Below are 12850 nucleotides of genomic sequence, written 5' to 3'. Positions count from 1 at the left end.
AAAATTTGATATAATAGAGCTAATTATTGAAATAGGAGTAGTTATGTCTTACCTATCAGAAGTGTTACCCAGTCTCTTAGACGGAGCTTTTATCACTTTACAAGTGTTTTTTATTGTTATCTTATTGTCTATTCCGTTGGGAGCTATATTAGCCTTTATTATGCAAGTTCCTTTTAAGCCTTTACGTTGGCTCTTAAATCTTTATGTTTGGGTTATGCGCGGAACTCCTTTGCTTTTGCAGCTTATTTTTATTTATTATGTTTTACCAAGCGTCGGTGTTACTTTTGATCGTATGCCAGCAGCGGTTCTTGCTTTTACGCTAAATTATGCAGCCTACTTTGCTGAAATATTTCGCGGAGGGATTGAAGCGATTCCTAGAGGACAATATGAAGCTGCTCAGGTTTTAAAGCTGAATCAGCTGCAAACGATTCGTTATATCATCCTGCCGCAGGTGATTAAGATTGTTTTACCGAGTGTATTTAACGAAATTATTAATTTAGTGAAAGACTCTTCACTTGTTTATGTGCTTGGTGTTGGTGATTTGCTTTTAGCCAGCAAGACAGCAGCAAATCGTGATGCTACCCTTGCCCCTATGTTTATTGCAGGAGCTATTTACCTAATCTTAATTGGCCTTGTTACTCTTTTGTCTAAGTACGTAGAGAAGAAATTTAATTATTATAAATAAGGTATGCTATGTTAGAATTACAAAATATATCAAAAAAATTTGGTCAGAAAGTTATCTTTGATCACTTTAACTTAACTATTTCTGAAGGAAAAGTCTTATCTCTCGTAGGACCTTCTGGTGGTGGGAAAACGACTCTTTTGCGCATGTTAGCAGGTCTTGAAAAAATTGATTCAGGTCAGGTTGTCTATAATGATGAGACTGTTTCTATTGATCATTTGGAACATCGAAATTTACTAGGATTTGTCTTTCAAGATTTTCAACTATTCCCGCATTTGAGTGTCTTGGATAATCTGACTTTATCCCCAATAAAAACGATGAATATGCCTAGGGAAAAGGCTGTTGAAAGAGCACGGGAACTGCTGAAGCGTCTTGGTTTAGAAGAGCATGAAAATGTTTATCCTTATTCTTTATCAGGTGGCCAAAAGCAGCGTGTTGCCTTGGCGCGTGCCATGATGATCAATCCTAAGATTATCGGTTATGATGAGCCGACCAGTGCACTAGATCCAGAGCTGCGTCAGGAAGTTGAAAAACTGATTTTGCAAAATCAAGAGATGGGTATCACACAGATTGTGGTCACACATGATATGCAGTTTGCACAAAATATTTCTGATGAAATTATTAAAATCAATCCAAAATAAAAGAAAGTTTAGGTAATATAATGACATTAAAAAAAATAACAGCAGTTTTTTTGGTATTTCTGGCGGCAGTTGTACTGGCAGCCTGCGGTAAAAAAGGAGCCAGCTCCCAAGATAATTGGAAGAAATTTGAGTCTAAAAAGACTGTTACCATTGGCTTTGACAATACCTTTGTCCCTATGGGATTCAAAGATAAAAATGGTAAGAACACTGGTTTTGACATTGATTTAGCCAATGCTGTTTTTGCTGAATATGGCATCAAGGTTAAGTGGCAGCCGATTAACTGGGATTTAAAAGAGACTGAATTACGAAATGGGAAAATTGACCTCATTTGGAACGGCTATTCAAAAACCAAGGAGCGTGCTCGTAAAGTTGCCTTTACAAAGCCTTATATGAAAAATGATCAAGTCCTTGTGACTAAAAAGACATCTGGAATTAAAAGTTTTTCTGATATGAAAGGAAAAGCTTTAGGAGCTCAGTCAGGATCATCAGGTTATGATGCTTTTACAGCCAATCCGAAAGTTTTAAAAGATATTGTAAAAGACAAAGACGCCACTCAATATGAGACCTTTACACAGGCTTTTATTGATTTGAAAAATGACCGTATTGATGGCCTTCTCATTGATCGGGTTTATGCCAATTATTACCTTAAACAGGAAAATGAACTGAATAATTACAATATTATCAAAGGTAAGTATGCCAGTGAAAACTTTTCTGTAGGTATCCGCAAATCTGATAAAACCTTAGTTAAAAAAGTCAACCAAGCCTTTAAGAAACTTTATCAAACCGGAAAATTCCAAGAAATTTCTAAAAAATGGTTTGGCCAAGATGTCGCCACCAATGAAATAAAAAAGTAAGTCTTAAGAGACTTACTTCAGTCTGAAACCACCAGTTCACACTGGTGGTTTTGTTTATCGATTAATAATAGGAGAGATTTGGTGGTAAATGACCTGCCATCTTTCGTGCCTGCGCCAGAGGCTGGTATGTCTTTGTTCGTTTAGTTCATAGGTGATGAGCTTTGTTTTTTGGCTGACAGAAATCATTTTGAAGTCATTAAAGCTGTTCACCATGCTAGGACGGGAATTTAAAAATTCTTTTTTTGTGCTGACCTGTCCGGCTTCATCAATTAAAATAAAGTTATCTGCTAAAAGTGAGTCATAGTCTGGAATTTTAGATAAAATAGTTTTTTCATATTTATAAAGTTTATGATGGACATTTTCAATCTTTTCATCTTCTGGAATAGCAGCTGGTTCGACGTGAATATCAATATCATAGATGTTGAAGCGGTCGTGGAGCAAGTTTTCAACTCTTTCTGTAATGGTATGGCTTTCGTATACTGATAGGTCAGGATTCATCTCAAGGACAAGATCAAGATAGACATTGCTGCCATAAGTGCGGCCGCGCTGAGATTTTACAGCAGAAATTTTAGGAATCTCTAAAATAGCTTTTTCATACTCTTGCAGTTGTTTATCATCAAAACCATCAGATAGGCTGAAAGCACTGGCCATAAAAATATCATAGGCTGTTTTGAGAATTAAGACAGTAATAATGACAGCCGTAATCTTATCGATAATGACTAAGTTAAAACTGCTGGCGACAATAGCAACCGTTGTTCCTAAGGAAGTTAAGGCATCTGAAAGATTGTCTTTGGCAGCAGCCATCAAAGCACTGGAATTGAGTTTTTTAGAAAGATTTTTATTGTAAAGGTAGAGGCTGAACATGATAAGAGCAGATATAAGTCCGACAAAAGCCCCTAAAGGATCAATTTGTGAGCGTGTATCATGGATAATGCCGTTTACTGTTTCTAAAAGAACTTGGAAGCCTACTGTGAACATAATAAACGACGTTATTAAGCTGGCTAGATCCTCTATTTTCCAATGGCCAAATTTATGATCGCTGTCAGCAGGTTTGCTAGCTAGGTAAAGTCCAATAAGCAAGGTCACATTGGCAACAATATCTGAGACATTATTAAAGCCATCAGCAGTCAAAGAAGCAGAATGCAAAAAATAACCTGATAGCAGTTTAGCCAGTGATAAGATCAGATAAACAGAAATAGATAGAATAGGGCCTCGGCGTGCCAGTTTAAGATTATCCTCAGGTGTTGACATGAAAACCTCCCTCATCTTTATAGTAGGCTTATTATAGCATGTTTCTATCAAATACAAAAGCGTGTGAACAAAGTCAGAAGCTGTTCACCTTGTGGCTGAAAGAAGCTAGGCTATAATAAAAAATGAAAGTAAATAAAAGAAACTTTCATTTTTTATGTTATGGGAACAGCAGGGCATGGTTTAGTGTTCATGCTTAAGACAATAGATGCTTCTTATTTTTGAAGTAATGTTTTGTTTCTGCAATGATAATAGGAGATAAGACCAAAAGGGCAATTAGATTTGGAATAGCCATCAAGCCGTTGACAATGTCTGCAACTGTCCAAATAAGATCCAGTTCTAAGAAACCACCTAGAGCAACCATGATGATAAAGATAAAGCGGTAGACGCTAATGTGTTTGGTTCCAAATAAAAATTCAAAGCAGCGTTCGCCATAATAAGACCAACCTAAAATGGTTGTAAAAGCAAAAAGCACCAAACAAAGTGTTAGGACCAAAACTCCTAGATTTCCAAAAACGGTGGCAAAGGCTGACTGTGTCAGCGGAGCTCCTTCTAACCCTTTGACGGTCCATTTTCCTGTGACTATAATGGCGAGTCCAGTCAGAGTACAGATAATGATGGTATCAATAAAGGTACCTGTCATGGAAATGAGCCCTTGTTCTGCTGGTTCATTTGTTTTAGCGGCAGCAGCAGCAATGGGAGCAGATCCTAGACCTGATTCATTTGAGAAAACGCCGCGGGCAATTCCGTTTTGAATAGCGTCTTTAACGAGTGCTCCAGCAAAGCCTCCGACAGCTGCTGTGCCAGTAAAAGCACCAGAAAAAATTTGCTGAAGAGCAGGAATGATATGATCGTAATTGATAAAAATAACAGTCAAGGTTGCTAGAATATAAGCAACAGCCATAAAAGGAACAATTTTTTCAGAAACCTTGGAGATGGATTGAATCCCGCCAAAAATAATCACAGCAACAATGACAGCAATAAGAAGACTGACAATCTGCGGCGGCCAGTTAAAACTGTTTTTCAAAGAAGCCGTAATTGAATTAACCTGTGAAAAGGTTCCGATTCCCAAAAAGGCTACTAAAATACCTGCCAGAGCAAAGAAAACAGCCAAGGGTTTCCATTTTTGTCCCATCCCATTCAAAATGTAATACATGGGTCCCCCAGAGACATCTCCATTAGCATCTTTAGTCCGATATTTGATGGCAAGAAGACCTTCGGCATATTTAGTGGCCATACCAAAGAAGGCAGCTACCCACATCCAAAAAAGAGCTCCAGGACCGCCAGCTTTAATGGCTGTAGCAACACCAACAATATTGCCCGTTCCAACAGTTGCAGCAAGAGCTGTTGATAAAGCGGCAAAACTGGAAATATCGCCTTCACCTTTATCCTCCGTAAAGATCAGTTTGAAGGCTAAAGGCAGTTTTAGGACTTGCACTAAGCCTAAACGAAAACTTAAATAAATGCCTGTTCCAACTAAAAGTACTAGCAAGGGGATTCCCCAAACCAGACTGTCTAAGGCTTTGAAAAACGCTAACATGAAAACTTTTCTCCTCATAAACCGGATATAAGATAAAAGAAAAGAGGTTATCGCTAAACGATACCTCTGAAGACGAAAAGATAAGAAATGCTTAACATTCTCTATTTTTCTTCTGTCCTTTTGCCTGAGAGTTTAAGCATATGCCTTGCCCCTTCGGCGCCTGATAGGTCTCTCCAGAAGTCCGTCAATTATCAGTTATCCTAATAATGTCAGCCGGTCTTATAAATTTTGACTCCTTTATTGTATAGAATTTGTCAGAAACTGTCAATCCTTTCTGAAAATTTAAAGGAAGGAGCAAGCTTTTTTTGATGTCTAAAAAATGGTATAATTGAAAATCAGATTGAGAGTTTGGAGAAAAAAATGAATCCTTTACTAGATGGTATGAATGCTAAACAAGCAGAAGCAGTTAAGACAACAGAAGGCCCGCTTTTAATCATGGCAGGCGCTGGTTCGGGTAAGACGCGTGTACTAACGCACCGTATTGCTTATCTTATCGATGAAAAATTTGTGAACCCCTGGAATATTTTGGCTATTACCTTTACCAATAAGGCTGCAAGAGAAATGAAAGAACGTGCTTTTGCGCTTAATCCTGCGACTGAGGACACTTTGATTGCGACCTTTCATTCTATGTGTGTGCGTATTTTACGCCGCGATGGCGATCATATTGGCTACAGCCGCCATTTTACCATCCTTGATCCAGGTGAGCAGCGCACACTCATGAAGCGTATCCTTAAACAGCTTAATCTTGATCCTAAGAAATGGAATGAACGTGCCATTTTAGCAACCATTTCTAATGCTAAAAATGACCTTATAGATGAACTTGCTTATGAGGAGCAGGCTAGTGATATGTATAGGCAGATTGTAGCCAAATGCTATCAAGCCTACCAAAAGGAGCTTCGTCAATCAGAAGCTATGGATTTTGATGATCTCATCATGCTGACTTTACGGCTTTTTGATAAGCATCCTGATGTTTTAGCTTACTATCAGCAACGCTATCAATACATTCATGTTGATGAATATCAGGATACGAATCATGCCCAGTATCAATTAATTAAGCTCTTAGCTTCCCGTTTTAAAAATATTTGTGTTGTCGGCGATGCCGATCAGTCTATCTATGGATGGCGCGGAGCTGATATGCAAAATATTCTGGATTTTGAGAAAGATTATCCAGAAGCACAGGTTGTTTTACTGGAAGAAAACTATCGTTCAACTAAAAAAATCTTACAGGCAGCTAATGATGTTATCAAAAACAACCGAAACAGGCGGGATAAGAAGCTCTGGACACAAAATGCTGATGGTGAGCAGATTGCTTACTACCGCGCTAATGATGAACGCGATGAAGCAGTCTTTGTTGCTGCTACAATTGATAATATTGTCCGTGAAAATGGTAAGAGCTTTAAAGACTTTGCAGTTCTTTATCGAACCAATGCCCAGTCTCGTACGATTGAAGAAGCTCTGCTAAAATCTAATATTCCCTATACCATGGTTGGGGGAACAAAATTTTACAGTCGAAAAGAAATTCGTGATTTGATTGCTTATTTGAATGTTATTGCAAATACAGCAGATAATATTTCCTATGAACGCATTATTAATGAACCAAAACGCGGCTTAGGGCCAGGCAGTGTAGAGAAACTGCGGGCCTTTGCACAAGAAAAAGGGATGTCGATGCTGGATGCATCAGCTAATATTGTCTTGTCTGCTATCAAAGGCAAAGCGGCACAAGCTGCTTGGGATTTAGCCCACTTACTCTTAAAATGGCGTCAAGATCTTGATGGTATGACAGTGACTGAACTGGTTGAGACAGTTCTTGACAAGACAGGCTATCTTGAAGCGCTTCAGGTTCAAAATACACTTGAGAGTCAGGCAAGAATTGAAAATATTGAAGAATTTTTAACAGTCACTAAGAATTTTGATGATAATAAAGAAGACATTCCAGCAGATGAAACTGGCAGTGACAGACTCAGCCGCTTTTTGAACGATCTTGCCCTGATTGCTGATACAGATGAAGACAGCAGTGAAAGTGCAGAGGTGACCTTAATGACCCTCCATGCTGCTAAAGGATTGGAATTTCCTGTTGTCTTTTTGATAGGTCTGGAAGAAGGTGTTTTCCCCTTAGCGCGTGCGGCGGAAGACCCAGATGAATTGGAAGAAGAGCGCCGTCTTGCTTATGTTGGTATTACTCGTGCTGAGGAGTTTCTTTTTATCACCAATGCTAATACTCGAACACTTTTTGGTAAGACCAGTTATAATCGTCCTTCTCGATTTATCCATGAGGTTTCAGAAGACTTACTCCATTATCAAGGCTTGGCGCGTCCTGCTAATGCTTCTTTTGCTGTCAAGTACAGCAAAGAGACGAAAAGTCAGTTTGATCAAGGGTTGAGCCTTTCACAAGCTATTCAAAGCCGGAAAGCAAAATCACAGCCTCATGATAAACCACTAGCATCTGCTGCTGAAGCACAAAATATGATAGATTGGCAGGTTGGTGATACTGCTCATCATAAAAAATGGGGAGATGGAACAGTTCTGGAAGTTTCTGGCAGCGGTAAAGCCCAGGAATTAAAAATTACCTTTCCTCAGGTTGGCCTTAAGAAGCTTTTGGCCAGTGTTGCACCGATTGAAAAAAAATAAGCTTGCCTTTTATCTATAATACAGTTTCTAGAAAGAGCGTGAGACCAAAAAATAGTGATATACTCCCCTTATAGTAGACAGTGAAAAAACAAAATTCACTAGAAGCGATAAGGGGAGTTTTCTTATGTCCAAAAGAGCTCCTCAAGCTCTTTTTGTGCAACTTCGGAAGATTTGAGACCTTAGACATGGAATTCCAGAGGAGGCAGCTGCCGTCCGTATCGTCTCAAAAGAAGACTTTATCTTCAATCTGAGTGATTTATATTAAATCATCATTTTTTAGAAGTAAAAAGGGGAAAGAAGCTTATTTAGAATGATTTTTGTAATGATTATAATTTGTCTAAAGATTTAATAATTCCTTTAGAAATGATTTACAAATGCCTTTATCTTGCTTATAATGTAGGAGATTATTTTATAATCAATACTTAAAAAGGAGATCTTTGTATAATGAAAAAATATACAAAACTATATACATTGTTAGCTCTAAGCTTTTTATTGCTAACAGCCTGTTCTGCTTCAAAAAGCAAGCAGACGTCAACGTCATCAGGAGGAAAGACAAGCTTAAGTTCTGGAGAAAAGAAAGAGCTGAAAGCTATTACAGAAAAATACCGCCGTTTTGTAGAAGGACAGATTGAAAAGCTGCTGACGGATACGGAAGCTTTTGCCAAGCTGTTAAATGAAGGAAATATAGCAGAAGCTAAAAAGCGTTATCCACTGATTCGTATGACTTATGAACGTTCAGAGCCTATCGCAGAAAGTTTTGGGGAATTAGATGTCAAAATTGACTATCGTCTAGTTGACTATGTTGATGAAAAAGGTTCGGAAAATGGTTGGACCGGTTTTCACCGTATTGAACGTTTCCTTTGGAAGGATAATACAACTAAAGGAACTGAAAAATATGCCAGCCAATTAGTCAATGACATTAAAGAACTAAAGGCAAAAGTTCAGACCGTTAAAGTAACTCCGGATTTAATGACAACTGGTGCTGTTGACTTGCTTAACGAAGTAGCCACCAGTAAAATTACTGGTGAAGAAGAAGTTTTCTCTCATACGGACTTGTATGATTTCCGCGCTAATATTGAGGGTGCTGAAAAGATATTTGAACTCTTTAAACCTGTTTTACAAAAGAAAAATGCCAAACTTGTCAGCAATCTGACACAGCATTTCAAAACGGTAAATGGCCTGTTAGATAAATACATGACAGATGATAAAAATTATCTACCTTACACAAAATTAAGCAAGGCAAATACTAAAGAATTATCAGAAGCTGTGACAAAATTAGGAGAACCTTTGTCACAAATGGGAGTTGTTCTAGAATAGGAGGGACCAATGGTTGAAGAAGAAAAAAATAAAAGTCCCCTTCAAAAAAAGATTTCCCGCCGTGAATTTTTGAAGAAAGCAGGGATGACGGGGGCAGGAGCTCTTGTTGGCGGCTCGCTTTTAGGGAGCTTTCTTTATCCGCAGTTTCAAAAAGAAAGCAATGAGGCTGTTGGCAAGGAAGAAATTTCGTTTTATGGAAAACATCAGGCCGGCATAACGACTTATATGCAAAAGAATATTTATTTTGTCGTTCTTGATCTAGCTTCTACGAAAAGAGAAGAAGTGATTAAACTGTTTAAGGATTGGACAGCTTATACTGAGCAGTTGATGCAGGGGCAAAAAGTTACCAAAGAATCTTCCAATGCTTACCTGCCGCCCAAAGATACTGGTGAGGCCTTGGGTTTAAATCCTTATCGCTTAACAGTGACTTTTGGTATCAGCCGTTCTTTTCTCAAAAAACTGAAATTAAAAGATAAAGAAATGGCTCTTTTCAAGGACTTTCCAGCTTTTTCAGGCCAGCAGCTAGAGGAACAGTATACAGGAGGAGATATCGTTATTCAGGCCTGTGCTGATGATGAACAGGTAGCTTTTCATGCAGCTAGAAATCTGATTCGTGTTGGCCGGGGTGTGGTCACTATGAAATGGAGCCAGTCTGGCTTTGCAGCTATTGGTGATCGCAAAGAAACACCGCGCAATCTCTTTGGTTTTAAAGATGGTACAGCAAATGCAACTAAGGAAGAAGAGTTTGATGATGTCATCTGGTATAACCACAAAGACTGGCTGCAAGGAGGAACTTTTATGGCTGTTCGCCGCATTCGTATGCATTTGGAAACATGGGATCGTACCAATCTTAATGAACAGGAAAAGACTTTTGGCCGTTATAAGGAAAGCGGTGCTCCCTTTGGTAAAAAGAATGAATTTGATGATTTTAAATGGGATGAAAAAGATGAAAACGGAGACTATATCATGCCTATTGATTCCCATGTCAGCCTAGCCAACCGCACAGGTGTTAAGCTCTTTAGGCGTTCTTATTCATATGCAGACGGTATCAATGATAAGACAGGACAGTTTGAAGCAGGTCTGCTTTTTATCTCTTTTCAAAAGGATCCTGAAAATTTTGTAACGGTTCAAAAATCGTTAGGATCAGTAGATAAGCTAAATGAATATATCACTCATATCGGAAGCGGGCTCTTTGCCTGTTTTGGAGGCATAGAAAAAGGAGGCTACATTGGTCAAAAATTATTTGAATAAAAGTCTCTTTCTTCTCTTTCTTTTTCTGGGTCTTTTTATCGCTAATCCTGTTAAAGCGGATACTTACAGCCAGCTTTTTATTAAAATTACAGATGCTCAAACAGCAGTTGAACAAAATGATCAGACCAAGGCGCATAAGATTTTAAAAGAAGCAGAGCAGGAATTTTCAGTACAAAAAAATGCCGATTCCAAGGCAGGTAAGAAAGTAACCAAAGAACTCAAAGAATTAGCCGCCTCTCATAAAGTGACTTCAAAAGCGCTAAAGGGTCTGTCAGAAAAATTAGTGGCATTTGAAAAAGAACAAAATCCAGTGGATACCAAGGCAGAGAAGAAAAAATTTAAAGAAAAGGTTTATCCCGCTCTTGCTAAATTGGAAAGGGTCATTAGGACTGGGAATGTCGAGGCTATGAAGCGTGAGTATTTAAAATATAATTCTGTTTGGACGCGCAACGAAGCTATCGTGCGAAATACTGAAGGCGGACATTACGGTACTATTGAAACAGCTATGAGCTTTTTGAGAGCTTCTATGGAAGTACAGCCTGTTAAGCAAAAAACGATACTGTCTCATTTAAAAGAGGTACGAGTGGCTTTAGATCAGTTTATGACAGGTAAAAAAGCCAATCAAACAAGTGAGATAAAGAGTTTAAATCAAGGCATTAAAGTGCTGGAAGAAGCTTATGATGCTTTTTCAGATGGCGATACAGCTAAAGGTGAGCAAAAAATGAAACTTTTCATCACCAATTGGACAACCTTTGAAGGAGAAGTCAGCACACGCAGTTCAGCTCTTTATACTAAAGTTGAAAGCCAAACACCGATTATCATGGCGCGTGGTCATGATAAAAAATATCAAAAAGAACTTAAAAATCTTATCAGTGAATTAAAAGCTGTTCTCAATTCGGGATCTTACAGTTTTATAGATGCCATGCTCATTCTTTTACGTGAAGGTGTTGAAGCTTTGCTGATAGTTTTAGCCTTAATTGGAACGCTTAAGGCCTCTAAGCAAAAGAGAGGACTCAAATGGGTTTATTTGGGAGCTGCTCTTGGTGTATTGGCCAGTGTGGTTACAGCTATCATGCTGCAGTTTCTTTTCCCAGCTTTAACTTCGGGTAATAATCGCGAAATGCTAGAAGGGGCTGTCGGTATTTTCGCAGTCTTTATGATGATAGGGGTTGGCGTCTGGCTTCACAGTAAAGCCAATATATCTGCCTGGCAGAATTATATGGAAAAACAACTGAACCTTGTGATGTCTACTGGAAGTTTTGTCTCCATGTTTGCTCTTAGTTTTTTGGCTGTTTTCCGAGAAGGGGCAGAAACCATTCTTTTTTACGTCGGAATTTTACCCAATATCAGTCTTCAAAATTTGTTGTTAGGGATTTTAGCGGCAGTTCTGATTTTAATGATGTTAGCTTTTGTATTTATTAAATCATCTGAAAAAATTCCTATTCACCGTGTTTTTCAGTTACTGACTTGGACGATTTACATTTTGGCTTTCAAGATGCTAGGGGTCAGCATCCATGCTCTCCAATTAACTAATGCTCTGCCAACCCATGTCAGTCCTGCTATAGCGACTGTTGATTGGCTAGGTATTTATCCAACTATAGAGACCTTAACTGCTCAGGTAATTTTTGTAGTCATTATTATTGCTATTCATTTTTATCAAAAGAGGCAAGAAAATAATGGATAAAAAAGAGGAAACGGTTATTGAACATTTGCAGGAGCTGCGCAAAAGATTAATCTATCTTCTTGCTTTCTTCTTGCTGAGTTTTTGCCTTAGTTTTGTTTGGGCACCTATTATTTATCGTTTTTTAACCAGCCAATTTCATCAAAAACTGTTGGTGCTTGGGCCCAATGATATTTTGTGGATATACATTTCTTTAGCAAATCTATCTGCTATCAGCTTCACTATTCCTTTTGCATCTTATCAGATTTGGCTTTATATAAAGCCGGCCCTAAAAAAGAAGGAAGCAAATCTGCTTTTACTGTACGTTCCTGCTGTTTTTCTGTGTTTTATGGCAGGTTTAGCCTTTGGCTTTTTTCTGGTGACTCCATCGCTCTTAAAGGTTTTGCTGTCTTTAGGGGACAATCTTTTTAAGACCCAGATAACAGCACAGAATTATATCTCTTTTGTTTTATATACAAGTTTACCTTTAGCTTTTGTATTTGAGTTGCCGGTCCTTGTCGCTTTTTTAACGTCTTTAGGTCTTTTGTCCTCGGGATTTTTAAAAAAGTATCGCAGATACGCTTATTTTATTTTGATTGTTTTAGCTGTCATTTTAACGCCTGCAGATTTAGTCAGTGATTTGCTGATGTCTGTGCCTTTGCTATTGATTTATGAAATGAGTATATTCTTAAGTAGTTTGATTGAAAGAAAGAGAGGTAGAAAAAATGGGAATTCTTAGAGATATCGGTTTACCAGGCATTATTGTTATTTTAATTGCAGCGCTTCTTATTTTTGGTCCCCAAAAACTTCCAGAAGTAGGCGCATCAATCGGAAAAATGATTACAGAATTTAAAAAGTCCTTATCGTCAGATGAAGAAAAAAAGGATGAAGAGAATAAAAAATAATATTTTGAAGAGATTGAAACGACAATGGAAATGTTTCAGTCTCTTTATTTTTCTTATCCTCTAAGGGACATCCAGCCTTTGCATGTTTGATATAAGCGATAACTATAGCTTAAGATAATAAAAA

11 protein-coding genes and 1 riboswitch are annotated in these 12850 nt (G+C 38.1%); of the genes, 9 read left to right on the top strand and 2 right to left on the bottom strand.

Annotation, left to right across the window (positions count from 1 at the left end):
* Window positions 1–43 precede the first annotated feature (43 nt).
* From STRMA_RS03585 to STRMA_RS03575, 3 genes are read left to right on the top strand one after another with little or no spacing between them, the layout of a single operon-like run.
* The gene (locus STRMA_RS03585) at window positions 44–685 is read left to right on the top strand and encodes an amino acid ABC transporter permease (protein ID WP_003081589.1); all 642 of its coding nucleotides are present in this window, start codon (window positions 44–46) and stop codon (window positions 683–685) included.
* Between the two features lie 8 nt (window positions 686–693).
* Window positions 694–1323, top strand: coding sequence for an amino acid ABC transporter ATP-binding protein (locus STRMA_RS03580; RefSeq protein ID WP_003079880.1), 630 nt, complete (start codon window positions 694–696; stop codon window positions 1321–1323).
* Window positions 1324–1343: 20 nt separating this feature from the next.
* Complete coding sequence (locus tag STRMA_RS03575; protein WP_003079086.1) at window positions 1344–2177, top strand: amino acid ABC transporter substrate-binding protein; 834 nt, start codon at window positions 1344–1346, stop codon at window positions 2175–2177.
* A 54-nt stretch (window positions 2178–2231) separates the two neighbouring features.
* Here STRMA_RS03575 and STRMA_RS03570 read toward each other — a convergent pair whose 3' ends face one another.
* Together STRMA_RS03570 and STRMA_RS03565 are read right to left on the bottom strand one after the other, a co-directional pair.
* The gene (locus STRMA_RS03570; protein WP_003081416.1) at window positions 2232–3428 is read right to left on the bottom strand and encodes a cation diffusion facilitator family transporter; all 1197 of its coding nucleotides are present in this window, start codon (window positions 3426–3428) and stop codon (window positions 2232–2234) included.
* 193 nt (window positions 3429–3621) lie between these two features.
* Window positions 3622–4965, bottom strand: a complete 1344-nt coding sequence (locus STRMA_RS03565) for an alanine/glycine:cation symporter family protein (protein WP_003078583.1) — start codon at window positions 4963–4965, stop codon at window positions 3622–3624.
* Between the two features lie 102 nt (window positions 4966–5067).
* Window positions 5068–5152, bottom strand: a riboswitch (glycine riboswitch).
* Between the two features lie 173 nt (window positions 5153–5325).
* Here STRMA_RS03565 and pcrA point away from each other — a divergent pair.
* From pcrA to STRMA_RS03535, 6 genes are all read left to right on the top strand, one after another.
* Window positions 5326–7593, top strand: coding sequence for a DNA helicase PcrA (gene pcrA, locus STRMA_RS03560; protein WP_003080914.1), 2268 nt, complete (start codon window positions 5326–5328; stop codon window positions 7591–7593).
* 444 nt (window positions 7594–8037) lie between these two features.
* Window positions 8038–8910, top strand: coding sequence for an iron uptake system protein EfeO (gene efeO / locus STRMA_RS03555; protein WP_003081350.1), 873 nt, complete (start codon window positions 8038–8040; stop codon window positions 8908–8910).
* Window positions 8911–8919: 9 nt separating this feature from the next.
* Entirely contained in the window at window positions 8920–10161 is a 1242-nt protein-coding gene (gene efeB / locus STRMA_RS03550) for an iron uptake transporter deferrochelatase/peroxidase subunit (protein WP_003079199.1), read from the top strand.
* Window positions 10139–11845, top strand: coding sequence for an FTR1 family iron permease (locus STRMA_RS03545; RefSeq protein WP_003080667.1), 1707 nt, complete (start codon window positions 10139–10141; stop codon window positions 11843–11845). Before efeB ends, STRMA_RS03545 begins: the two co-directional genes overlap by 23 nt.
* Window positions 11838–12560 (top strand): twin-arginine translocase subunit TatC, encoded by a 723-nt coding sequence (gene tatC, locus STRMA_RS03540; RefSeq protein WP_003078751.1) that lies wholly within the window; start codon window positions 11838–11840, stop codon window positions 12558–12560. The genes STRMA_RS03545 and tatC overlap by 8 nt, the downstream gene beginning before the upstream one ends.
* A complete protein-coding gene (locus STRMA_RS03535) occupies window positions 12547–12726 on the top strand; it encodes a twin-arginine translocase TatA/TatE family subunit (protein ID WP_003082186.1) in 180 nt (59 codons plus the stop codon). The genes tatC and STRMA_RS03535 overlap by 14 nt, the downstream gene beginning before the upstream one ends.
* The last annotated feature ends 124 nt before the right edge of the window (window positions 12727–12850 follow it).

Source organism: Streptococcus macacae NCTC 11558, assembly GCF_000187995.2.
GTDB lineage: Bacteria > Bacillota > Bacilli > Lactobacillales > Streptococcaceae > Streptococcus > Streptococcus macacae.
This window is presented reverse-complemented; position numbering and strand designations above follow the sequence as displayed.